This window comes from Collinsella aerofaciens, assembly GCF_039836695.1.
Taxonomy (GTDB): domain Bacteria; phylum Actinomycetota; class Coriobacteriia; order Coriobacteriales; family Coriobacteriaceae; genus Collinsella; species Collinsella aerofaciens_BD.
The window spans coordinates 19,627-43,321 of record NZ_JBDPAC010000002.1 but is presented as its reverse complement, the minus strand read 5'-3'; the positions used below and the strand labels follow the sequence as shown (position 1 = coordinate 43,321).

The window sequence follows — 23,695 nt, the reverse complement described above, 5'->3', positions numbered from 1 at the left end:
AGTTCAAGAGGAAATCGTGGCAAAGAAGAAGACGAAGAACCAGCCAAAGAAAAAGCAGGTTAACGCCGAGAACGTCATCGGCCTGCACTCCGAGGTCACCGACCAGCCGATCACGCAGACGCTCGAGGTCAACTACATGCCCTACGCCATGAGCGTCAACGTCTCGCGTGCATTCCCCGAGATCGACGGCTTTAAGCCCTCGCACCGCAAGCTGCTCTACACCATGTACAAGATGGGTCTGCTCAAGGGCGAGCGCCAGAAGAGCGCCAACATCGTGGGCCAGACCATGAAGCTCAACCCGCACGGCGATGCCGCGATCTACGAGACGATGGTGCGCCTGGCGACGGGCAACGAAGCGCTGCTTGCGCCCTTCGTGGAGTCGAAGGGCAACTTTGGCAAGTACTATTCGGGCGACCTGAGCTACGCCGCCTCGCGTTACACCGAGGCCAAGCTCTCCCCCATCAGCGCCGAGATCTTCAAGGACATCGACAAGGACCCGGTCGACTTCGTCGACAGCTACGACGGCGCCATGAAGGAGCCGCGCCTGCTGCCCACCACGTTCCCCAATATCCTCGTCTCAGCCAACAAGGGCATCGGTGTCGCCATGGCGTCCGACATCTGCGGCTTCAACCTCAACGAGGTCTGCACTGCCACAATGCACTACCTGCAGGACCCCGACTGCGACCTGCTCGAATACATGCCCATGCCCGACTTCTCGACCGGCGGCGAGATCATCTACCGCCGCGAGGAGATGGAAAAGATTATCGAGACCGGCCTTGGCAGCTTCCAGATCCGCTCCCGCTGGCGCTGGATTCCCGAAGAGCGCATCATCGAGGTCTACGAGATTCCCTACACCACCAAGACCGATGTCATCATCGAGCGCATCGTCAAGCTCTCCAAAGAGGGCAAGGTCAAGGAGATCGCTGACATCCGCGACGAAACCGACCTCTCGGGCTTGCGCATCGCCATCGACCTTAAGCGCGGCGTCGACCCCGACAAGCTCATGGCCAAGCTCTATCGCTCGACCACGCTGCAGGATTCGTTCTCGTGCAACTTCAACGTGTTGGTCGATGGTTACCCTCGCGTTATGGGCGTGCGTCAGATCCTGCACGAGTGGGTCAAGTGGCGTATTGAGTCCACGCGTCGCCGCATTAACTTTGACCTGGGAAAAAAGTCCGAGCGCCTGCACCTGCTGCACGGCCTCGAGGCGATCCTGCTCGACATCGACAAGGCGATCGCCATCATCCGTGGCACCAAGCTCGAGGCCGAGGTCGTGCCCAACCTTATGCGCGGTTTCGACATCGACGAGACCCAGGCCGAGTTTGTTGCCGAACTTAAGCTCCGCAACATCAACGAGGAATACATCCTCAACCGCACCAAGGACATCGCTAAGCTTGAGGGTGAGATTGCCGAGCTTGAGGAGATTCTCTCGAGCGAGGACAACATCAAGAAGGTCATCAGCGACGAGCTGGCAGCGGTCAACAAGAAGTATGTGATGCCGCGTCGCACGGGCAGGATCGAACCCCATGAGGTCATCGAGGTAAGCCTGGAGCCCGAGGTCGAGGAGTACCCGGTTACCATCATGCTCTCGCGCGATGGCTATCTTAAGAAGATGACGGACCGCGTGCTCAAGAAGGCGACCACGCTCAAGTACAAGGACGGCGACAAACCCTTTATCGAGTTCCCGTCCTCCAACACCCACGAGCTGCTGGTCTTTACCAACAAGAGCCAGGTGTACAAGTGCAAGGTCGCAGCATTTGAGGACACCAAGTCGGCCCAGCTGGGCTCGTACCTGCCGACCGATCTTGAGATGGAACCCGACGAGAGCGTGATCTGGGTCATCGACCCCGAGGACTACAAGGCCGACGTGCTGTTTGTCTTTGAAAACGGCCGCGCGGTGCGCGTCGCACTTGCCGGATATGTTACCAAGACCAACCGCAAGCGCCTTAAGAACGCCATCTACGGCGGCAGCAAGCTGCTGTATGCCCAGGTGCTCAAGGAAGATCGCGACATCGCACTGGTCTCGAGCGACTACCGCCTGATGAACTTCAACACGTCGCTGCTCAAGACCAAGACGACCACCAACACGCAGGGCGTCCAGGCTTTCACGGCCAAGAAGGGCCGCTCGGTCACCACCGTCGGCACGACCGAGGAAATCCTTGGCGCCGGCGTCTCCGCCGAGAAGTTCACCACGCAGAGCCTCCCCTCCGCCGGCGCCCTCATGAAAGAAAACGACATGCCGAGCCTGTTTGACTAGGTACCACGGCAACGAGACCGTTAGACACTTCGCAAAGCGACGAGGCCCGGAGCGCAACGGCATTGCGCCCGGGACTCGTCGTTTTTCTTCTCAACTATTTCTTAACGCAGATTAATTGATTTCTGCTTATTTTTCTGCGTTAAAAAATGTCAGCGTCACTGCTTCGATGCCCTTTGGTCGGTCGTTAGCAAAACTTGCAAAAATTAGCAAAACTTGCAAAAATTAGCAAAACTTGCAAAGGAGACACCATGGAGTACAGCAAGAACCCCTTTACCCCGACGTTCGGAAGTATCCCTCCCTTTCTAGCGGGTCGCGAGCATATTCTGCGTGACATCAACCGTGGTTTTATCAACGGCCCGGGAGATCCAAACCTGTCGACTATTTTTACGGGCGCAAGGGGAACGGGCAAGACGGCGCTTCTCTCGCTCCTTTCAGAAACGGCGCTTGAACACGGTTGGATCGCAGCAAATGTCTCCGCCATGCCAGGCATGCTCGAAGATATTATCGAGCGAACCAAAGAAGCCGCAGATAGCTACCTCTCACAGCCTCACGCGCGCATAAACGGTGTTCAAATTGGCCCAGTGGGCATCGATTGGACATATGCTCAAGAGGCTCAGGGCAACTGGCGCACGCGCATGAATGGTATCTTTAAGCAACTCGAAAAACATGACATCGGACTTCTCATCACCATCGATGAAGTCACCGTCGATCTCGAAGAAATGCTTCAATTTGCCTCTGTTTACCAGCACTTTGTACGCGAAGGTAAAAAAGTTGCCCTACTCATGGCAGGACTGCCCTACAAAGTATCGGCGTTGTTGCGTAACGATTCCGTCTCGTTCCTCAGGCGTTCCCAATATCATCAGTTGGGACGAATCACTGACGTTGAAATTGCAAACGCATTCCGCAAAACCGTTGAGGCCGGAGGCCGCTCAATCACGCCAGAAGCGCTCGAGGATGCCGTGAAGGCCGTCGACGGATTTCCCTATATGATGCAGCTCGTCGGATATCGCACATGGGATGTTTCGGAGAACTCGCCCAAAATCAGTGCATCTGATGTACAGCAGGGTTCTCTGCTTGCCCGCATGGAGCTGCGCGATCGAATTCTCGAAACGACCTATCGGGAGCTTTCCGATAAAGACATTGAGTTTTTGCTCGCGATGCTGCCCGATTCTGGCCCCAGCAGGGTCTCGGAGATAGCCAAACGCATGGGCGTCGCCAGCAACTACGCAAGCCAATACAAACGCCGCCTCCTGGAGGACGGCGTCATTGGAGAGCGCGGGCGTGGTCTCGTTGGCTTTGACATTCCCGCGTTCAGGGAATTCTTGAACGAGAAGGCGTTTTAGCACGCCGGAATTGTCCGCGGAAGCATCAACGCATGGCAATCAGCATTCCTCTTGATAAGGACAGCAAGCATTTCCACCAACACCGATTGCCATGCGTTCTTCTTGTCCTTAGGCGAGCTTGCGAGCGAGCTCTCGCACCTCTTCCAACTTGGGCGACGATGCCATGCTTTCGCGCTCGGTCATACCGCTGATGGTGATAATGCCCTGGTCCTCCCACTTGCAGTACGCGCAGGTTGACTTGTACATGGCGATCGCCGCGTCATAGACGCCCTCACTGTGACTATCGAGTAAAAGGGCCGTCTTGGTGAACGGGAAGCCCGTAGCACCGAAGGCGTATAGGCGATCGATGGCGGCCTTCTCCTGCGCAGTGATATCAAACCAGTAGATAGGCGAAGCGAAGACAACCATGTCGGCGTCTTTCAGCGACTCGATCACGTTGGCCATGTCATCCTTCTGCACGCAAGTGCCCTCGTGGGCGAAGCAATACTGACACCCCAGACAACCAGCGATTTTCTTACTGGCAACGCGGATGACCTCGACCGTATGGCCACCCTCACGCGCAGTCTCAGCAAACGCCTCGACCATGGTGTCGGTATTGGCGCCCTTGCGCGGGCTACCGCTCAATACAACGATATTCATAAGAATCTCCCTTCTTCATGCCGCAGGCGCGCGGCATACATTTCGTTGTAACCAAAACGGATGGAGCTATTCAGTCGTCTGCAGGCCACATCTCTCGTCAGTGTTCTCTAGACATAATCTCACCGCCTGATAACTCCTCGACTGTCTTGACTCTCTCTCCGAAAATTGAACAGCAAATCGTTGCTCGCAAAGTATCGACTGTGAGAAAATTAGCTTGAGCTTTCTCCCTGCTCGCATAAGCGTTCGCGTGAAAGAGCCTAGCCGCATCGGCCAGGCGCAATATAGATCCGCGGAAACCGGCCTACGAACAAGGAGCGTCTTATGTATGGACAGCATGTTGCACCGCAGACCCATAACAAACGGACTGGCCTGTCTATCCGCGACGTCAAGCGTCATGCAGACGCCAGAATCGCCGCCTTCGGAGTAAGCATTCTTGTGGCAGGACTGCTTTTGCTACCCTGCGCAGCACTGGCGACAGAAATGCCCGAAACCGATGTCGCAGCACCCATTACCTGCGACGAAGCCAACGCAGAAGGCAGCCTCACAGCTACCACCGTTGTCGACCATAACTATGACCTGGAGCTCCCTCCTGCCTTCATGTTGGTCCAGAATGAGGCGTTTGTATACGATTTCCCCGACAAACCCGAGGACTTCATCTACGGGCTTAACGACACCGTCCATCTCTTCAAGATCGACACCGATACCGAAGGCCTTATAAAAACCGAGAACCCCAAAGAGGCCAGCGTCTCTATTGCCCTGACCATGATCGACAATCACGTTAGAGCAACCGCTGTCTTTACAGGCGGCTACGCCGACGACCAAATCCCTTACAGACTGAACCTCACCAGCTCAACCCGCCTTGGCACACACGTTGACCGCGACTTCGACAGCGGGCAGGGGATTATGCACGAGACGCGGCACGATTACTACATCCGCTACGTCTTCGACAGCGACGTGCACTTGATTGCAACCGATACGAGCGGTTCCAAACCCGATCCAAGTGTTAAACCGCGCCCAGAGGTCGAACCCGAACCGGAAACCAAGCCCGAGCCCACACCGCAGCCCAAGGCAGAAAAGCCCGCGGCAAATCCCGTTTCCGCTAAGGCAGTAGCGGCGGTTAAACCAGCCGGGACCACCCTACCCGCGACGGGCGACAACGGTGCGTTGGCTGTCGCCCTGAGTGTTGCCGGTGGCGTAATTGCAGCAGTTGGCATTTCCGCAACAAGGCGTCGCAACCACTAGCCAGCATTTCGTACCCCGCAGACAAAGCTCTATCCCCGCTCCGATGAGCTTTACTCACCGAGAAGTTTCTTCCCCACGGAAATGAGTTTCTTTCCAACGGCCGCCTTCACGCCATCAACGCCCCGCGAAACCGTCGAAACAGACTGTGCCGAACCGCCATCGAGCTCTACCCCATCGCAAACAGTGTCGACGGCGTCTTCTGGCAACATTTTTGGTCGCCATAGCTCCGATTCGGCAGGGCCCAGTCTCCGCTCGATCTCGAGCAAGACTTGTAAGGAGCCCACAGTCAAGATCAACTACGGGAATCGTGACGAGCCGATACCGCCCGCATGCCCCCTTCGGAATAGGCGCTGAGCAGCTCCTGGGCGTAGGCGAACTCGGGCCCTCGCCTCCAACCGAGCAGGCGGTTGACCGCGAGATTTCCCTGGACGTTGTGGACGAAGAGCAGAGAGGCGTCTGCCAGCCCCAGCTCCCGGGTCGCCCGGTGAAGGCGAGGAAAAAGGGCACGAAGGGAGCGAAGAGCGTTCCGTCGGAAAGTCGGAACGCTCTGTTTGCATTTTTGGGATCGTCCCAAATCCTTGCCAGCTCTGTGGCGGATATCGAAAGCTGCAGATCGATTATCTGCGGATAGTATTAATCCATGCCTGAATATCTTTCTCAGAGGTACGGAGCATGGATTCATCGAACTGCACATCGAGGCCCGGCATCACGATTGCGCCTTTGCAGGCTTCCTCAAAGTCCTTCAGCGCGTGTCCCAGCCAGCCGCCATTGGTGGCAAACGGATACACGGTCTTCCCGGTCAGATCAGCCCGCTCCAGGAAACTGCGCATGGCGGGCGCAAAGGTGTACCACCAGACAGGAGAACCCAGGATGATGGCGTCGTAATCTCTCCAGCCAATGTGCAGCGGCTTCAGTTCCGGGCAATAACCCTCGGCAATCTCACGCTGCCCCTGATTGACGACTTCATCATAATCGCCATCGTAAGGAACAACCGTATCCATACGAGCAATATCCCCGCCGATTTCCCTCTGAATCATCTCGGCGATGCGCTTCGTATTGCCTCCGTAGGAGTAGTACAGAATCAAGGTTTTCATTTCACGCATTCTCCTCATGCAAGAGGCTTTCCGCTGAACACGGGAAATGCGCTGAATTCACCATAGTTGGCGATGCGCTCCATGTTCTTGAGAGTTTCCATGTCTTCCTCGGAGATCGCGAAATCCACGTCCGCGTTGCTTTCCATGTGGGCGGGATCTGCCGTCTTGGGAAGCGCGACGGTTCCAAGCTGAAGGACATAGCGGATGCAGAGTTGGGCGGCAGATACGCCGTACTTCACTGCCATCTTAACGATCGCCGGATTCTTCAGCGCCTCGCCGTGGGCGATGGGAGAGTATGCCTCCACCTGAATGCCCTGCGCCTTGCAGAAGTCCACCAATGCCGAATCGGTATTGGTGATATGCAGGAGGATCTGATTGACCATGGGCATCACGCGACAAGAGCCCAGGAGGTTCTCAAGGTCATCTTGCAGGAAGTTGGACACGCCGATTACCTTGACCTTGCCCGCCGCCCGCGCATCCTCCAACGCACGCCAGACCTCTTTGTTCTCCTCGAAATAGCGCTTCTCCACACGGAACTCGCTCCACGGCTGGGGAGAGTGGATGATCATCTGGTCGAGGTAGTCGAGCCCCATCCTCTCCAGCGTCTCATTGATGGACTTCGCCGCATCCTCGTAGGTTTTCATCTCTGCTGCGATCTTGCTGGCAACGAAAAGCTCTTCCCGGCGGACGCCGCAGGTGCGCACACCCTCGCCGACGCCGCGTTCGTTTCCGTAGGCCTGTGCGGTGTCGATCAGGCGATAGCCCCGCTTTACCGCCTCACGAACGGCTTCCGCCGCCTCGGCATCGTCGATGAACCAGGTGCCCAGTCCCAGCTTGGGAACCTGAACTCCGTTTGCCAACGGGTAGGTTTCATTCAAGATCATCGTTCTACTCCTCGCCCCAGATATCCTTTGCCATGCGGAAAACCGCCCACGCCTTGGGCCAGCCGCAGTAGAAGGCTGCATGGGTCACGACCTCCGCGATTTCTTCTTTTGTAATACCGTTCTTCTTTGCCTCCATCAGGTGATAGCGGAAGCTCTCATCGGTAAGCCCCTGAGCCATCAGCGCGACGACGGTCACGAGGGAGCGGTCGCGGAGGCTGAGCTGCCCCTCTCGGCTCCAGACCTCTCCGAAGAGCACGTCATCGTTCAGTTCCGCGAATTTCGGGGCGAATTCGCCCAGGGCATCTCTGCCTGCCGTCTGCTTGACTGCCATGTTTCGTTCCTCCCTACAGCCTTGCGTACTCTTCGTGGGATACCGGCTCGCACCACTCGTTCTCGCAATTCTCGCCGGGAACCTCCACGGCGATATGGCTGAACCAGCTGTCCTTCTTCGCTCCGTGCCAGTGCTTGACGTTGGCGGGGATCATCACGACGCTGCCCTCGTGCAGGCTGACGGCAGCCTTGCCTTCCTCCTGATACCAGCCCTCGCCAGCCGTGCAGAGCAGGAGCTGACCGCCTCCTTTATCCGCGTGGTGGATATGCCAGTTGTTGCGGCATCCCGGCTCGAAGGTCACGTTGGCGGCGAACAGGCCGCCTTCCGGATCGGTCAGCGGATTCAGGAACGAATCGCCGGTGAAATACTGGGCATAGGCGTTGTTCGCCGTTCCCGTGCCGAATGCGTTGACCTTCTCGAACTGCTCTTTTCGTTCATACCTCATAATTGAAACCTCCTGCTAAGTTTGAACTTCATGTGCATCCTAGAACTTAGAGTTAACTTCAAGTCAAGGGTGTTCTGGAATAATTCGGAGGGGTTTCAGATGGTCTATACGGTGGGGGAAATGGCGAAGCTGCTGGGGGTTGCGGCGTCCACCTTGCGCTACTACGACAAGGAGGGGCTGCTACCCTTCGTGGAACGCTCCTCCGGTGGCATTCGCATGTTCCGGGAATCGGATATCGAATGGCTGCAGGTGATCGGCTGCATGAAGAAAGCCGGGATGTCCATCAAGGACATCCGGCAGTACATCGAGATGGCGCTGCAAGGAGGCGACACCATCGATTTGCGCCTTGCCATGTTCCAGCGCCAACAAGAAGTTCTGAAACAGCAGATGGCAGAATTGCAGCACACCATGGAGATGGTGGATTACAAGTGCTGGTATTACGAAACGGCGAAGGAAGCGGGTACGGTCGATGCCCCGCAGAAGATGGAGCTTGCCGAAGTCCCGGAACGCTTTCGGAAGATTAGGCAGGAGCTGCGCACTGCGCCGGGGACTGCGGCAACGATGTGACAAGACCGCTTAGGCAACGGCAGCCAGCCGCCTGATTATCACGGTAACTTTATCGTTCAAAAAGTACTACTAACAAACGACCACCCCGGCTATCCGCTGTTCGCGGAAGAGCAGGGGAGCTCTTGTCGCCGGAGTGGAACCTTTTCAACTCGCAGAATAGCAGAATCGCCTCGCAAGCCAGAATCAGCACGGGACGGCAGCGGGCAGAACCGCCACCCCTAGATTGCCCTCACGCTGCCACTGGCAGCCCTGATTAAATATGCTAGGTATCTCGGGATAATGCTTTCGGTCGCATACGCGCAAGAGTGTCCGCTGATTGCAACTGGCTGTTCCCCTTCCTACGCCAATGGTGTGCAGACATCTTCGATATTCTTGCTCGTTATGGCGAAAATCACGTCTCCAGGGTTTGCCTTTTTCGATTTAGCGTATTGCTCTTCAGATCATCGTGGTGTGCTCGTAGCCGCGCTCCACGAGGAGCCGCTCAGCAACGTCGAGAATCTTCTCGACCGTCTCCTCCAGGTACTTATTGCGTGCCACGGGCACCTCCATCCTTGTTATCGCGTAAACATACCATGAGTGGCGTACGGGTCGAGAAGGGCTGGCGTCAAAAGAGCCCAACGGCCGTTACGGCTTCGTTAGAAACGCGTCCCACCATGGATGGTAAACCCGAAAGGTAAGGCGCGCGGGCACGGCGACTCGGCCCGCGCGCCCGGAAGAGAAAGGACGAACCCATGGGTTACATGCTCGAGACGCGCGGGCTCACCAAGCGCTTCGGCCGCGGCGACCAGGCGCAGGATGCCGTGGCCGACGTGAGCCTTCATATCCGCGAGGGCGAGGTGTACGGGCTGCTCGGCCCCAACGGCGCCGGCAAGTCGACAACGCTCAAGATGATCTGCGGGATGCTGCGGCCGACGGCCGGGGAGATCCTCTTTGCCGGGCACGCCTGGCGCCGCGAGGACCTCTACGCAATCGGCAGTCTCATCGAGGAGGCGCCGCTCTACCCCAACCTCACCGCGCGCGAGAACCTGCGCGTGCGCACCACGCTGCTGGGCCTTCCCGAGAGCCGCATAGATGAGGTGCTCGCCGCCGTGGACCTCGCGGACACCGGGAAGAAGCGCGCCGGGCGCTTCTCGATGGGCATGCGGCAGCGCCTGGGGCTCGCGCTGGCGCTGATCGCCCGGCCACGCCTGCTCGTGCTCGACGAGCCCACCAACGGCCTCGACCCCATCGGCATCGAGGAGCTGCGCGACCGGATCCGCGGCTTCGCGGCGGCGGGCACGACGGTGATCGTCTCGAGCCACATCCTCTCCGAGGTGCAGCAGATGGCGGACACCATCGGCATCATCTACGGGGGGCGCCTCGCCTACGAGGATGCGCTTCGACCCGGGCAGGACCTCGAGGAACTCTTCATGAGCGTCTGCCGGGAGGGGCGACGAGCGCGCGGGGAGGTGGCGGCATGACGGGCGAGAAAGGCGGCCTGCTCGCGGGCCTGCGCGCCGAGGCCCTGAAGTCGCGCCACGCGGCACCGGTTCGCCTGGCCGTGCTCATGGCGCTGCCGATGCCGCTGCTCGGCGCGATGCCCTACCGGGGCGTGCAGATCTTCAGCGCGTGGAACTACTGGTACGCGCTCTTTCTGCCCGTGTCTCTCTCGCTCGTGGTGGCGTGCGTCGCGCGGGCGGACACGCGCACGCGGATGCGGGGGCTTCTAGGCTTGGGCTTCCCGCTCGGGCGCGCCTGGTGGGCCAAGGCGCTCTGGTGCCTCGCGCTCTGCACGCTCTCGAACCTCGTGGTCTTCGGCATCTACCTCGCGGGCTCGGCGTTCTCCTCGCAGGGCCTCACGGCCGCGGGCACGCTCACGATGCTCCTCTGCGCGCTCGCCAACACGGTGACCGCGGCGTGGATGATCCCCGCAGGGCTCTTCCTCACGGCGCGACTCGGCATGCTCGCGGGCATCTTCTGCCCGCTCGCCGCGCAGCTCATGGGTGGGTTCGCCTGGTCGCTGGTGCCGCTGCCGCAGCTCTTTCCGCCGTCGGCGAGCATGGTCATCCCTACGAGCTTCATCCCCGTGCTGCCGAGCGGCGAGCCACTCGCGGCGGACATGGCGCTCGGCGGGGCGCTCACGGCGGACGGCATGCTCACACTGGCGGGCCTTGCGGTCTGCGCGCTCGCGTTCGTCGCGCTCACGGCGGCGGGCGCGGCCTGGTTCGCGCGCTCCGAGGAGAGGTGATGGCCGTGACACGACTCTCCGACCCGACGCCACGCATGACTCTCTCGCGGGCCCTGCTCTCCGAGGCCCTGCGCCTGGCGCGCTCCCCGCTCACGGCGGTGCACCTCGTCTGCGGCCTGGCAGCCGGTCTTGCCTGCGGCGAGTACTTCTCCATAACCCGATGGGACCCGGCACTGGGCGCGGACGCCTACGCCCAGTTCCTCGGCGCCCTCATGCCGCTCATGTCCGCCATCGTCTGCGGGCTCGCCGTGGACGAGGAGCGCGCTGCCGGGCGCCTCGCCAACCTCACGGCGGTCCCCTCGCGCGGGCGCGCCGTCGCGGCGAAGCTACTCGCCCTTGCGGCGCTCGGCGCGGGCGCGCTGGCCGTGGCGCTCGGCGTGTTCGGGGCCGTGCTCGCCCTCGCCGGGCGCCTGCCGCTCGGGCCCGCTCCGCTTGCGGCCGCCTGGGCGGGCATCGTGCTGGGCAGCCTGCCCCTCTACGCGCTGGGGCTCGGCGTGGCCCTGCGCCTCGGCCGCAACGCCGCCATCTGCGCCGGCGCGGCGGGGATGCTCCTCGCGTTCTTCTCAGTGGGCGGACTTGCGCACGGCCTCATGACCGGCGAGCTCACCGGTGCCCTGGCGACGCCCCTGAGCTGGGTGCCGCTCGCCTGGCCCGCGCGCCTGGGGTCGCTCGGGGTGGAGGCCTTCATCGACGCCGCACGCGCGGCGGGCCCTCTCCTCACGACTGCGCTCGCTGGCCTCGTGCTCACCCTGGCAGCCGCCGCCGTCCTTATCGCCTGGTTCTGTCGCTTCGAGGACGGGAGGGCAGATGCGTAGGAAGCCGCTCGCCGCCGTGCTCGTCCTCCTCTCCGCAGCGCTCCTCCTGGGCGGGAATGCCCTGCTCGACGCCGGCTGGGGGTTGGGCAGCGCTCGATCGCCGACCGCGTGCTGCCCAACCCTGAGATCGCCATGTGGGCGCCCGCGCCCGCGGCTGCGCGCGGGGCTCTGGACCGCCGAGCGCGGCGCAAGTACAATGCCGACGGGAGTTTCAGGAGGTCGAACATGGCGAGGATACTGGCAGTGGATGATGAGCGGGCGATCCTCGACGCGCTCGCGCGCGTCCTCGGCCGCGACGGCCATGAGGTCGTCAAGGCAGCGGACCCGACGGCGGTCCCGGGGATGGACCTCTCGCGCTTCGACCTCGTGCTCTGCGACGTCATGATGCCGGGGCTCGACGGCTTCGAGCTCGTGCGGCAGATCCGCCCGGACTTCGACGGGCCCATCATCTTCCTGACCGCGCGCGTGGCCGAGGAGGACGCCGTGGCCGGCTACGGCCTGGGCGCCGACGACTACGTCCGCAAGCCCTTCGGGGCTGCGGAGCTGCGCGCCAAGGTCGCGGCCCATCTACGCCGTGAGCGCCGGCCACGCTCGCACGCCCTCTCCTTCGGGGAGGTGCGGATCGACCTCGGGGCGCGCGACCTCGCCGTGGGCGGCGAGGCCGTGCCGCTCACGCCCACCGAGTACGCCATCTGCGAGTACCTCGCCCGCCACCCCGGGCAGGTCATGAGCCGCGCGCAGATCCGCGAGGCAGTGCTCGGCTGGGAGAGCGACGCCGACGACGCGGCCATATCCATGCAGGTCAGCCGCGCCCGGAGGAAACTCTCCGAGGCCGGCGCCGACCCGATCGCGACCGTCTGGGGGATGGGGTACAAGTGGCAACTCTGAGGACCGGGGCGCGAGGTCACGGGGGCATGCCGCTCTCCTTCGTCATCGCGCGCTACTTCGCCTACGCGTTCGCGGCGGTCGCCACGGCGTGGCTCGCCTCGTTCATGGCGCTCTCCGCGGCGATCAACGCGGGCTTCGTCTACGAGGCAAGCTGGGGGCCGGCCAATGCGCGCGAGGTCGCGGAGGGCCTGGCACGCGACGGCGTCTGCGGGCAGCAGGACGTGCCGACGGCGTACCGCTACCTCATCCTGAACAAGGACGGATACGTGCTGATGACAGACCTCGAGGGCACGCGGCTCGAGGGCGCGGCGGAAATGGCCCGTGCGGCACTCACCGCGGATCCGGGCACAGTGGAGATCGAGGGCGGGGGCTCGGGCCTCACCTACGCCGCGTTCCCGGTCAAGGGCGGCGGGGCCTGCGCACTCGTCAGCGAGTACCTGCCGCAGTGGGTCTCGCGCGACCTCGCCGGCCTGCTTCCCAACCCGCAGAACCTCATGCTCGTCGGCGCCGCGGCGGGAAGCGCGCTCGCGCTCGCGCTCGTGGCGCGCCGCGCGAGCCGCGTGATCTCGCGCAAGATGGCGCCGCTCGCGGAGGCGGCGGGGCGCGTCGGCGCGGGGGAGCTCGACTTCGCGGTCGGCAGCACCAACGTGCGCGAGGTGAACGACGTCCTCGCCGCGATGGACGCCATGCGGGCCTCCCTCGCCGAGTCGCTCGAGGCCCGCTGGGCCGCGGAGCGGGGGCAGCGCGAGCAGGTGGCGTCGCTCGCCCACGACCTCAAGACGCCGCTCACCGTGCTGCGCGCCAACGCCGACTTCGTGGCGGAGGAGCTGGAAGACGAGAAAGACGCCGACCTCGCGGCCGCCGCGCGCGACATAGCCGGTAGTGTCGAAAGGCTCGACGGCTACGTGCGCCTGCTCATCGAGGCCTCGCGCGGGTCCGGCGGGGCGGAGAGGGCCCCCATGCGGCCGGCCGAGCTCTGCGAACAGGTCCTCGCCGAGGCCGCCCAGATCGCCCGGGCGCGAGGCGTGACGCTCGACGCGGCCACGGGCCCCGCTGTCGCGGGCGCGCCCGAGGCCCCACTCGACCGAACCACCCTGGCGCGAGCCGCCGCGAACCTCGTGACCAACGCCGCCGAGCACGCGCGCTCGCGCGTGGCGGTTTCCTGCGACGTCGCGGGCGGACACCTCGTCATCGAGGTGTCCGACGACGGACCGGGCTTCTCTCCCGCCGCCCTCGAACGCGGCTGCGAGCGCCTCTTCACAGACGACTCATCCCGCTCCTCGCGCGACGGAGGCCGCCACTACGGGCTCGGCCTCCACGCCGCCTCCGAGGCCGCGAGCGCCCACGGGGGCTCCGTCTCGCTCGCCAACAGCCCCTCGGGCGGCGCGGTGGCCACCATCGCGGTCCCCCTGTGAGGGCCTGACGACTCAGGCCCTCACACCGGAGTGCCTCGCAATCAAACGCTTCCCGGATAATAATACCCGTTGCAGGGATCGCCCTGGCTAGTCGCCGCCCATGCGCATGAGCATGTCGGCGATGCGAGTCGCCATCTCGTCCGCCGCTGCACGGATGTTGGCGACCCAGGACGCAAGGCCGGCCTGATCGGATGCCTCCGCCTCAAGCACGTCGCAGTTCGCGGTCACCGTCATGAGCGGGATAACGAGGCCGTGCGAGGCGGTGCAAACGAACGCGCGCTCCCGCGCCTCGGCCTCCGCCACCGGTCGCAGGGCGCGTCCCGTTGCCGACCACGCCACGGCGAGCGCCGCGAGGAAAATCGCGATGCAGGAGGCGAGGCACCCCAGCCCAAGGCCACATAATCATCGCCATATCGAACGGCGTAAGTGTTGAGCACTGACTCAATGGCTTCATTTTGATCCTCACGGGTAAAGGCCGAAAGGTCGACCATTGAGGTAAAGTTGACGGAAGGAAAGACAACGTCATAAGCAGCAATATAGCGGGATAGCGGGTATTTGTAATAATCCCCTATCGCCTCAAATTCCGAAGAATCAAACAAGTCAACCGAGCTTAGAAGTGAGCATGATCCAATATGGATTCTTTCGAGCTGTCCGGTGTCGACTGTGTCCGACGCAAGCCAATCCGATAGGTAGATGGCTACAGAGTCCTCATCCGTCGCCTGGAGGAAAGAGAGCAGAACGGATTCTTCACTTCGGAAAAACAATACTTGGGTTATCGTTGAATTTCGAAAAAACTGCATGAATATTGTAGGCGGCCTCGCTACGCAAGGGACCAGCGTCTTTTAGATCAACAGCGTAGATATCAACGTTAGCAGATGGCTCTTCGTAATCGACGCAATAAAAACGGCAAGTTTCGCGCACTTATCAATCAGGCTCAATGCGAGCCTGTCCTCGTCGGTGAGAAGCTTATCCTCGGATAGAAGTGAATACACGAGCCTGTTGGGCGAACAGGTGGTTATATCAGCTTCTATATCCTCGTCTAGATACCCCACTAGCGAAGGCGCGTGCGTCGTGCCGTTCGTCTGTCCCCTCGTCGCGCAACCGACTCTTTCAGTAGGCTGCGTCCCAACGGATGGGTACCATTTACCCGGGTGCACCTGGGGCAACGGGCCGGCAGGCCCGCGCAAGGTCGCTCGCAGAACACGCAACATCAAACACGACAGAAGAGGCGAACGACAGATGCCGGACCCCAGACGACAGCACCGCGGAAGACGAGCATTCCGACCACAACCGGACGAATCTCGTTCCCGGACAGCCCACTCAACAACCCCGAACTATCCCCGCAGGGCACCGTTCAAACAGTAACGAAACAATCTTGTTGACAAACCGACCCCTCGACGGCCACCGCAGACGGCGAGCAAAGCGAGCGATCCCGCTCCCCCACCCAAGGGCGACTTCAACGAGCTCGCGCCGTTGATAGAATGGGCCATGACGAAGCCCGCGTAGGACCATGCGCATACGCGGAAGGTGTTCGAGAGGCGGGATCGCGATGCGCGAATTGGACAACAGCGTGTTCAGCTTTAGCATTGTCGGGCTATTTCGGGGTTACTCCTCCCTTGAGATCCGCAGGGACGGAGACGCCTACTCCTACCATCACGACAAGTCGCTTCACGCGAATTCGAAAGAGCGCCGGGGGGCGCTTGACAAGGCGCAGGTAGACAAGCTCATGGCATTCCTTCGCGACCTTGGCATCCACAATTGGTTTAGCTCCTACTATTCGCCAGCGCTCGACGGCGAACAATGGCGGCTCTTCGATGGGCACCGCTCGCACGATGGGTCTAGCGCATATCCCAAAGGCTTCGAGAAGCTGCCGAAATACCTGGCGGACGAATTCGGCTGCGAGGAGATGCGACCGCAGCCCGGCGACACCTGCGATGGCCCGACCGAATCGGAACGCCTCGCGATGCTGGCCTTTTACGACCTGTCGGGCGGCGAATCCGCCTGTGATTGCCACGAGGATTGGCGGCAGACCACAACGTCCATGTTCTCAATACCGGTCTATTGAACATTAATCCCGAGCTAAAAAGAAACGTTATCAGCGTATTTGACGGAGTAGTAAGAAATGGGCGCAATATCGACGAAGCGTTGGATTGCATTGATGCAGAGATACTCGTTGGTATACTTAGATTCGATGAAGATACCCGTCGCGCATGTAGACGCATATGGAAAGACATTGAAAGCAAGGCGCCTCAGCAGAGGCACAAGATAGGCAGTGACTATAATGACCAGCACAAAATTTACTTGGATTAGCTTTTATAAAGAGTTATCTGACAAGCTGCTGGCCTATCGAGACAGGCGCGACGATCTGATAAACAAGCTAGCAACTGTCTATGAATCGATCGGGATGAGTCTCCCTAAGCTTGAGGCAGATGAGCTCCAAGACATCGATCCGTTCACCGTCTTCGGCCTCTTCAACAAAGGCATCACAGACGCAAACCGGCAAAAGATCATCGCCGGCATCGCCGAGGTGTTCGACATTGGGGCAGATCAGCCCACGGACTTCGAGGGCATCCCCGTGCTCAACAACCTCAACGCGACCTTCTATGCCTTCGCCAACGACGAACGTCGCGGCGAGCACGACATCGATAACCTCTGGCACGTGTTCGAGGCCGAACTTGCACTGGCCGTCGATGACAACGAGGAAACCCGGAAGGCCTTCGTCGAGGCATTCGATACCACCGTCATCCAGTTCACACTTGGCTGGAAGCTCACCATGGGCCTCTACTGGGCGAGGCCCTACAACTTCATCAGCCTGGATTCGCGCAACCGCTGGTTCATGGCCGACGTCGCAAAGGCTGGCACCGCCATCGCCGGCATAGTGCCGAAGGAGAAGGACTCGCCAGTTCATGACGGAGATCGCTACCTCGCCATTTGCGACACCATCAAGTCGGAGCTCGGAAGCGAAGAGTGCTCGTATGCAGACTTTCCCTCGCTGACGGCTGCCGCCTTCGTGGAGTCTGAGCGCGTCAACCGCGAGAGGAAGATCGCCGAGAAGGCTGCAGCCGAGAAGGCGGAAGAAAATTCCCTTGGAGACGAGGGGGTCAAGACCACACATTACTGGACCTACTCCCCGGGAGACGGTGCCGCGAGGTGGGATGACTTCTACGCACGTGGCGTAATGGGTGTCGGCTGGAGCAAGCTCGGCGACGTCGAGAAATACGCCAGCAAGGAAGACATCCGCAAGAACCTGCGCACCCTGTACAGTAGCAAGTACTCGCAGAAGAACTCCGCGCTCGCGCTCTGGCAGTTCTCGCACGAAATCAAGCCGGGCGACGTTGTCTTTGCTAAGCGGGGCCGCAGCGTAATTATTGGTCGCGGCATCGTTGAGGGAGATTACCAATTCGACGAAAATGGCGACTCCTATCCGAACATCCGCAGGGTACGCTGGACGAACAGAGGAGAGTGGCACACGGAAGACTTCCTCGCCGTGAAGACCCTGACTGACATCACCGCCTATCCCGACCTCGTTGAGAAGCTCAACTCGTTCTTCGAGGACGAGGGCGGCGAAGTCGAGGAAGACACAGAGGAGGTTGAATACCCGGCGTACACGCCCGAGGACTTCCTCTCGGAGGTCTACATGGACGGCGAGCACTACAGGACCCTCGTCAACGTCCTGCGCGCGAAGAAGAACATCATCCTGCAAGGTGCCCCAGGCATAGGCAAGACCTTCGCCGCAAAGCGCCTGGCCTACTCCATGATGGGCGTGAAGGACGCCGAGCGTGTGATGATGGTGCAGTTCCACCAGAGCTACAGCTACGAGGACTTCATAGAGGGGTTCCGCCCGAACGCGCAGGGCTTCGACCTCGAGAAGGGCGCGTTCTACAACTTCTGCAAGAATGCGAAGGACGATTCTGACAACGACTACTTCTTCATCATCGACGAAATCAACCGTGGCAACCTCTCGAAGATCTTCGGCGAGCTGTTCATGCTCATCGAGAACGACAAGCGCGGGCCCAGGAACACGCTGCAGCTCCTCTACTCGCACGAGCTGTTCTACGTCCCGAGCAACGTATACCTCATTGGAATGATGAACACAGCGGACCGCTCGCTCGCCATGCTCGACTACGCCCTGCGCCGCCGCTTCGCGTTCTTCGACCTCCGTCCCGCCTTCGACACGGAGAGCTTCATCGCCTATCAGGAGGGACTTGCCAGCGAGAAGTTCGATAGGCTCATCTCCTGCGTCGTGAAGCTGAACGAGGCGATCGCGTCCGACGAGTCGCTGGGAGACGGCTTCTGCATCGGCCATAGCTACTTCTGCCGCATGTCCCTGGACGACGTAACGGACGATAAACTCTCGGCAATCGTCAACTACGAGCTCGTGCCGATGTTGCGCGAGTACTGGTTCGACGAGCCCACCAAGGTCGACGAGTGGGCCGGCAAGTTGCGCAGGTCAATCCGGTGATCCGGATACAGAACATCTACCACATGCTCGCCTATGCGTTCCAGACGCTGCAAGGGCAGGGCTACCGCGACATCGCAGCCGAGGAGTTCGACAACACCGCCGACCTCCTCGCCGAGATACTGTCACGGGGCGTGAGCCTGCAGCTTAAGCGCGGCCTTGGCCGAGAGTACGTCGACCGCAAGGATATGCTCTCCTCACCGAGGGGCAAGATCGAACTTTCCGAGTCCTTGAAGACGCGCTCGATTCTGCGCAGGCAGCTGGTTTGCAGCTACGACGAGTTCAGCACGGACACGCGCATGAACCGCATCCTCAAGGCGACGATTATGCTCTTGACTCGCTCGGGCATCGACAAGGCGCGCAAGAAGGCACTTAGACGGCTGCTTCCGTACTTCGTGGACGTGGAAGACGTGAACCTTTCGGGCGAAGACTGGCACATGCGCTTCGACCGGAACAACCAGACTTATCGCATGCTCATGAACGTGTGCTGGCTGGTCGTGAAGGGCCTTCTCCAGACGCGGGAGAGCGGGAGTCTCCGCATGATGGACTTCCTCGACGAGCAGCGAATGAGCCACCTGTACGAGAAGTTCATCCTCGAGTACTACAGACGTGAGCACCCAGAGCTTTCCGCGGGGGCGCCGTACATCAGCTGGGCGCTCGACAACGGCTTCAGCGATATGCTCCCCGCCATGCACACCGACATAACGCTCACACGGGGCAGGACCGTCCTCATCATCGACGCGAAGTACTACAGTCACACGACGCAACAGCAGTTCGACAAGCAAAGCGTCCACTCCGGCAACCTGTACCAGATCTTCACCTACGTGAAGAACAAGGAAGCGGAGCTCGCCAGCACTCACGAGCAGCATAGCGTGTCAGGCATGCTGCTCTACGCCAAGACCGACGAAGACGTGCAGCCTGATGGTGTGTATCAGATGAGCGGTAACCAGATAAGCGTGAGGACATTGGACCTGAACCAGCCCTTCGAGACAATACGTTCGCAGCTCGACGGTATTGCTGAAGCTCATTTCTCAAAAGAGGCGGCTTATGTTTGAGAGCCTGACAAAACATCTGCCTGCGATTGAGAATACCGAGGGATTTGGCAACTGGGTTGTAGACCGAGAGAGCAAGGGCACCATGAACGACCCAATCAAGATGCCCTACGTGAATTACGGAACGACGGTTGCTGACGTTGAACAGGCAATCTACGACTTCGTCGACGAGCATCCCGAGTACGAGCTCACGCATTACCGCGACATACTTGAACGCAACGGACTCGAGTGGGACAGCCAAGCAATGTCTGGGACAGATGTATCGGAACTCGACGGCCGGGCGGTGATGGCGCTTCTGCTCGGAGCCGTGAGAGCAGAACGCTTCTGCGACGGAGCTCTGCTCGGCTTCTTTGGGGACGGGAGCATGAGACGCTGGCTGTTGAGGTTGAAAAGAGATTGACGGGCGAGACAGGAATGAAGTGCGACATGAATAAAGATAACGCCATCGCGAAGCTTGAGTTGTTGATCAAAGAGGGCGAGACAGTTCTTGCTACTTCGCACTATATCGAAGGCGTAATCGGAGCATCTTATGTTAAGTCTGAGCTATTTATCCCCTGGAGAGCGAAGGCATCCATTGCGCTCCATGAGCCACTTCCTGAGTCTCAGCAGGACGCGATGAAAGACCTTGAGAAAAAGGCTAACGGCCACACCGGGATTGCAAGACAATGGCAAGGACTTCTCCAGGGAACTTTGGAGGGAATACAGCAAGGCTTCATCGTCCTTGAAGACTCGAATGATAGCGACGGTGACATTGTCATTGAGCAGATATTGGACAGGTTCCCCGACATCGTTGCTTCCATCAATCGTAGACATGCTGGTAGAGACGGATTTGCGATCAATGATGAATACGACGTCCAAGACCTTCTCAAATCAATCTGCCTGGCCTACTTTGATGACGTACGCGCTGAGGAGGCGGTGCCCGGCTTTGCTGGAAAGAACTCGCGCACGGATTTCTATCTCAAAGACGAAGCGCGCTTCATTGAGGTGAAGATGACACGTGATGGCCTACGTGACAAGGAGCTTGGCAAGGAGTTAAGCATCGACATTCCTCAGTACAGAGAGCATCCAGGATGCGAGCGGCTTTTCTGCTGCATCTACGACCCAGGTAGACTTGTCCGAAACCCAACCGGTCTCAAGCGTGACCTCGAGAAGATAATCCCGGGATTCGTTACCGTCATCATTGCGCGGTAGACAGAACAAGCAGCCTTTAGAGCTAGCGCCCCCGGGAGCCGAAGCTCCCGGGGGCGCCCTGCGCTTAGGGCGTCCGAGCGCGTTGAGATGGTGGCGGAAAAGCGCCCGGCTCTCACCGACGATGAGCATGCTCACGACGTCGAATCTGATCCGGATGTCCTCGGATTCCAGGTGCTCAGCGAGGTAGGCCGCCGCCAGCCGTTCGAGCGCCGCGCGGTCCGCGTCCTCCTCGGGGAATCCCTCGCCGCCGTTCTGCGTGATCTGGCAGTGAACGAAGAGCAGGTCGTCCTCGTCGCGGGCGATGAAGTCGGCTACGTCACCGCCGCGCGCCCAGTCTTCCTCCAGAATCTCGAAGCCCCTGCGCTCGAGGTAGACCCTAATGCCCTTCTTGGCCTTGGTGTCGATGTCCTCCTTAGCTCCCGGCCCGCCCTGGTGGCGCGCCTTGTGGCTCGCATGCCGACGGGGTTCGCGTGGGTGCAAGGGGGAAAGCAAAACCCGGAGGGCTCGAGTTTTCGCAAGGGCGCTCCGTACCCGGCGAAAAGTTTTTGCGGCCCTTGCGGCCGCAAGCGGTTCCCGGCGAGCCTACAAGAGTCCAAGGAGAGCCCCTGGAGGTGGGCAAGGTGCAAGGGGGCATTGTCCCTCACTTGACCTAGTGGTTTCGCGATGAATCGCATGGCCCTAGAGGAAAAAGTCCCTCGCGCTCAAGATGCGAATGCCGTCGATGTCCGTGTCGTAGGAACCCTGCCTCACGACCACGATCTTCTCGTGGTTGTCTCGTATCGACTTCAGAGAGGCGATCTCGCGTTCCCTGGTCTCGCTTGCGAACATCTCGTCAGTCGCCTGCACGTAGAGCACGCGCCCGTCCTTCGTCGCGACGAAGTCGACCTCCTTGCCATAGAGCTTGCCCACATGCACGCTCCACCCCTCGTAGAGCAGCTGGAGATACACGGCGTTCTCGAACAGGCGCCCAGTATCCGTGACCCTATAGCCGGCCATCCAGGTCCTGAAGCCGGTGTCGACGATATACTCCTTCGGGTTCGTCTTGAGGAGCGCCTTGCCGTGCAAATCGTAACGCGTGACACGATAGAACAGGAAGGCCTCCTCGAGCGCGTCTACGTACGAGGAGACAGTCTTGTTCGTGGTCTTCGACCCCGCAGAAGTTAACGCGCCGGCGATTCGATTCGACGAGCACTCGTTACCGATGTTGTCCGCCAGGAATACGGCCACATGGCGCAGCAGGTAAGGGTCGGTCACCGCGCTTTTGCCCTTCCCGCGCTCGCGGTTGACGATATCGCGCACGGCGATGGCTTCGTAGACGCCGGACATGTACGCCGAGTGCTGCGCCTGGGTCGTCGAGAGGGACGCAATGGCTGGCATGCCCCCGTACTCAAGGTAACGAGTAAGCATGTCGTCGAAGAGAACGGGATCCCCCTCGGAAGTGAGAGCCACCGAACTTCCCGATACGAACTCGATTCCGCAGAAGTCAGCGAACTCGGAGAAGGACAGGGCAGCATCTTTACCTCTACGTAGCGCCCGGACAGATAGGTGGCCAGCTCGCTCGAGAGAAGATACGCGTTCGAGCCCGTGAGGTAGATGTCGCAATCGAAGTCGACCCTCATCGCGTTGACCGCATCCTGCCAGCCCTCGATTCTCTGGGGCTCGTCTATGAAAACGTAGGTGCGTCCCTTGTCCGACAGGCACCCGCGAACGTAATCATAAAGCTGGTCCTCCGTCTTGATGCCCGTACCCTTGCTTTCCAGGTTGACGCTCACAAAGCCGCGGCCAGCGACTCCCTCGGACTCGATGGTCATCCTGATTAGGTCGAGAAGGCTCGACTTGCCGCACCTGCGCACGCCTGTGATCACCTTGATGAGGTCGGTGTCACGGAAGACCATCGCCTCCTCGAGGTACCTGTCGCGGTTCCTGAGCCTGCTGCACTTCAAGGACTGCTCCTAAAACTCGAATCTGGTTACACTTTTAGGAGTATCGTAACTCCACGCCACAAGATGAGCAAAGAGCGCACCTCGAGACGGATCGACTAAAGGAATTGCGCGCCTGCCGGGAGGCAGGGCAGCTTGCTCGATCGACGCGGACCGACAATTGCTAAACCCCAATAGCCGAAGCGATCGGCGTCACTCGCTTCGCTAAATCAACTTTATGGGATGACGGATCACGGTCTTGAGCTTCTCTGGCGCGCACTTGCGCGGGTCGGAGAGGTAAATCTCGTGATGCAGACGGGCTTCGGAGAAGTCGGGGGCGTAGCCCCGTTCCGCCGCAAATGCGCGCATGGCGCTTACGGTCGCCGGTTCGTCGTCGTAAGGCCCGGCGTGCATGCATTGAACGCATAAGCCCTCGTCGACCCTCAGCAGCTCAACTGCCGAGAAGTCCAGCTTCTTCTTGGCGGCAGCTTCCGAAACTGCCCAGTCGAAGTCCTCGCGAGTGACGAAATCGGGCAGACGGATGCACGAGATGAAGTTGAAGTCGTCCTTTCGCGCATAATCGATCTCGCCATCGGCGCGGTCTTGCCACCAGAAGCCCTCAAGCGGAGGCACGACGAAGTCGAAATAGCCTTCAATCTCTCGCGGGCCCTTCTTCGACATCTTGATGGCATAAGCGACGCCGTAGAGCAGCGGCAACGCGTTCTGGTACTCGCCGCCTTCGGCATTGGGATCGCCCTTGCCCCGCACGGCGACGTAGCTCATAGGCGGAACGGTTACGACGCCCGGCTTGCCCGACGGCCTGTAGAGCTCCCTGAACTCCTTCTTGAAATCGTATGCCATCGCAACAAACCTCCCTGAGCTTGGGTTTCCGTCGATATCCGACCAAATATAGCAATGGGCGCGGCT

At 60.3% G+C, this 23,695-nt stretch carries 23 protein-coding genes and 2 pseudogenes; 14 read left to right on the top strand and 11 right to left on the bottom strand.

Going from position 1 to position 23,695, the window contains the following annotated elements; translation table 11 throughout:
- The first annotated feature begins 16 nt into the window (after positions 1–16).
- Both ABG996_RS01465 and ABG996_RS01460 read left to right on the top strand, forming a co-directional pair.
- Positions 17–2,257, top strand: a complete 2,241-nt coding sequence (locus ABG996_RS01465; RefSeq protein WP_347478174.1) for a DNA gyrase subunit A — start codon at positions 17–19, stop codon at positions 2,255–2,257.
- Between the two features lie 248 nt (positions 2,258–2,505).
- Positions 2,506–3,600, top strand: a complete 1,095-nt coding sequence (locus ABG996_RS01460; protein WP_347478173.1) for a P-loop NTPase family protein — start codon at positions 2,506–2,508, stop codon at positions 3,598–3,600.
- A 108-nt stretch (positions 3,601–3,708) separates the two neighbouring features.
- Here ABG996_RS01460 and ABG996_RS01455 read toward each other — a convergent pair whose 3' ends face one another.
- On the bottom strand, positions 3,709–4,239 hold the full coding sequence (locus ABG996_RS01455; protein WP_035136952.1) for a flavodoxin family protein: 531 nt from the start codon (positions 4,237–4,239) through the stop codon (positions 3,709–3,711).
- 321 nt (positions 4,240–4,560) lie between these two features.
- Here ABG996_RS01455 and ABG996_RS01450 point away from each other — a divergent pair, with 321 nt between their 5' ends.
- Positions 4,561–5,481 (top strand): LPXTG cell wall anchor domain-containing protein, encoded by a 921-nt coding sequence (locus tag ABG996_RS01450; protein ID WP_347478172.1) that lies wholly within the window; start codon positions 4,561–4,563, stop codon positions 5,479–5,481.
- A 617-nt stretch (positions 5,482–6,098) separates the two neighbouring features.
- Here ABG996_RS01450 and ABG996_RS01445 read toward each other — a convergent pair.
- The 4 genes from ABG996_RS01445 to ABG996_RS01430 are packed head-to-tail and all read right to left on the bottom strand — an operon-like array spanning position 6,099 to position 8,235.
- Positions 6,099–6,575 (bottom strand): flavodoxin, encoded by a 477-nt coding sequence (locus ABG996_RS01445; RefSeq protein ID WP_347478171.1) that lies wholly within the window; start codon positions 6,573–6,575, stop codon positions 6,099–6,101.
- Between the two features lie 14 nt (positions 6,576–6,589).
- Entirely contained in the window at positions 6,590–7,459 is an 870-nt protein-coding gene (locus tag ABG996_RS01440) for an aldo/keto reductase (RefSeq protein ID WP_347478170.1), read from the bottom strand.
- A 4-nt stretch (positions 7,460–7,463) separates the two neighbouring features.
- On the bottom strand, positions 7,464–7,790 hold the full coding sequence (locus tag ABG996_RS01435) for a carboxymuconolactone decarboxylase family protein (protein ID WP_161145524.1): 327 nt from the start codon (positions 7,788–7,790) through the stop codon (positions 7,464–7,466).
- 13 nt (positions 7,791–7,803) lie between these two features.
- Complete coding sequence (locus tag ABG996_RS01430; protein WP_347478169.1) at positions 7,804–8,235, bottom strand: cupin domain-containing protein; 432 nt, start codon at positions 8,233–8,235, stop codon at positions 7,804–7,806.
- A gap of 99 nt (positions 8,236–8,334) precedes the next feature.
- Between ABG996_RS01430 and ABG996_RS01425 the strand changes: the two genes are divergently transcribed.
- Positions 8,335–8,802, top strand: coding sequence for a MerR family transcriptional regulator (locus ABG996_RS01425; protein ID WP_347478168.1), 468 nt, complete (start codon positions 8,335–8,337; stop codon positions 8,800–8,802).
- Positions 8,803–9,237: 435 nt separating this feature from the next.
- Here the strand turns inward: ABG996_RS01425 and ABG996_RS01420 are convergent, their stop codons facing one another.
- Positions 9,238–9,339, bottom strand: coding sequence for a TetR/AcrR family transcriptional regulator (locus ABG996_RS01420; RefSeq protein WP_216596234.1), 102 nt, complete (start codon positions 9,337–9,339; stop codon positions 9,238–9,240).
- A 194-nt stretch (positions 9,340–9,533) separates the two neighbouring features.
- Here ABG996_RS01420 and ABG996_RS01415 point away from each other — a divergent pair, with 194 nt between their 5' ends.
- From ABG996_RS01415 to ABG996_RS01395, 5 genes are all read left to right on the top strand, one after another.
- The gene (locus ABG996_RS01415; protein WP_347478167.1) at positions 9,534–10,262 is read left to right on the top strand and encodes a lantibiotic protection ABC transporter ATP-binding protein; all 729 of its coding nucleotides are present in this window, start codon (positions 9,534–9,536) and stop codon (positions 10,260–10,262) included.
- Positions 10,259–11,029: an ABC-2 family transporter permease gene (locus ABG996_RS01410; RefSeq protein WP_347478166.1), complete on the top strand. Its 771-nt coding sequence runs from the start codon at positions 10,259–10,261 to the stop codon at positions 11,027–11,029. The genes ABG996_RS01415 and ABG996_RS01410 overlap by 4 nt, the downstream gene beginning before the upstream one ends.
- Complete coding sequence (locus ABG996_RS01405; protein ID WP_347478165.1) at positions 11,029–11,844, top strand: ABC-2 family transporter permease; 816 nt, start codon at positions 11,029–11,031, stop codon at positions 11,842–11,844. The genes ABG996_RS01410 and ABG996_RS01405 overlap by 1 nt, the downstream gene beginning before the upstream one ends.
- 225 nt (positions 11,845–12,069) lie before the next feature.
- Entirely contained in the window at positions 12,070–12,732 is a 663-nt protein-coding gene (locus ABG996_RS01400) for a response regulator transcription factor (RefSeq protein ID WP_347478164.1), read from the top strand.
- 26 nt (positions 12,733–12,758) lie between these two features.
- Positions 12,759–14,147 (top strand): sensor histidine kinase, encoded by a 1,389-nt coding sequence (locus ABG996_RS01395; protein WP_347478163.1) that lies wholly within the window; start codon positions 12,759–12,761, stop codon positions 14,145–14,147.
- 87 nt (positions 14,148–14,234) lie between these two features.
- Here the strand turns inward: ABG996_RS01395 and ABG996_RS01390 are convergent, their stop codons facing one another.
- Entirely contained in the window at positions 14,235–14,486 is a 252-nt protein-coding gene (locus ABG996_RS01390) for a hypothetical protein (RefSeq protein WP_347478162.1), read from the bottom strand.
- 1,210 nt (positions 14,487–15,696) lie between these two features.
- Here ABG996_RS01390 and ABG996_RS01385 point away from each other — a divergent pair.
- From ABG996_RS01385 to ABG996_RS01365, 5 genes are all read left to right on the top strand, one after another.
- Positions 15,697–16,212: a hypothetical protein gene (locus tag ABG996_RS01385; protein WP_347478161.1), complete on the top strand. Its 516-nt coding sequence runs from the start codon at positions 15,697–15,699 to the stop codon at positions 16,210–16,212.
- Between the two features lie 216 nt (positions 16,213–16,428).
- A complete protein-coding gene (locus ABG996_RS01380) occupies positions 16,429–18,609 on the top strand; it encodes an AAA family ATPase (RefSeq protein ID WP_488350165.1) in 2,181 nt (726 codons plus the stop codon).
- On the top strand, positions 18,606–19,661 hold the full coding sequence (mcrC, locus tag ABG996_RS01375) for a 5-methylcytosine-specific restriction endonuclease system specificity protein McrC (RefSeq protein WP_347478159.1): 1,056 nt from the start codon (positions 18,606–18,608) through the stop codon (positions 19,659–19,661). The genes ABG996_RS01380 and mcrC overlap by 4 nt, the downstream gene beginning before the upstream one ends.
- A complete protein-coding gene (locus tag ABG996_RS01370) occupies positions 19,654–20,058 on the top strand; it encodes a DUF6508 domain-containing protein (RefSeq protein ID WP_347478158.1) in 405 nt (134 codons plus the stop codon). Before mcrC ends, ABG996_RS01370 begins: the two co-directional genes overlap by 8 nt.
- Before the next feature lie 26 nt (positions 20,059–20,084).
- Positions 20,085–20,849 carry a PD-(D/E)XK nuclease domain-containing protein gene (locus ABG996_RS01365; protein WP_347478157.1) on the top strand — a complete coding sequence of 255 codons (765 nt, stop codon included), beginning with the start codon at positions 20,085–20,087 and terminating at the stop codon, positions 20,847–20,849.
- 189 nt (positions 20,850–21,038) lie between these two features.
- Here ABG996_RS01365 and ABG996_RS01360 read toward each other — a convergent pair.
- The 4 genes and pseudogenes from ABG996_RS01360 to ABG996_RS01350 form a co-directional block, all read right to left on the bottom strand.
- Positions 21,039–21,329: pseudogene (locus tag ABG996_RS01360) on the bottom strand (YraN family protein); the annotation flags it as partial.
- 198 nt (positions 21,330–21,527) lie between these two features.
- Entirely contained in the window at positions 21,528–22,298 is a 771-nt protein-coding gene (locus ABG996_RS01355) for an ATP-binding protein (protein WP_347478156.1), read from the bottom strand.
- Between the two features lie 113 nt (positions 22,299–22,411).
- Positions 22,412–22,660 (bottom strand): annotated as a pseudogene (locus ABG996_RS10790) (AAA family ATPase); the annotation flags it as partial.
- A gap of 333 nt (positions 22,661–22,993) precedes the next feature.
- Complete coding sequence (locus tag ABG996_RS01350) at positions 22,994–23,629, bottom strand: GyrI-like domain-containing protein (protein ID WP_347478155.1); 636 nt, start codon at positions 23,627–23,629, stop codon at positions 22,994–22,996.
- Positions 23,630–23,695 lie beyond the last annotated feature (66 nt).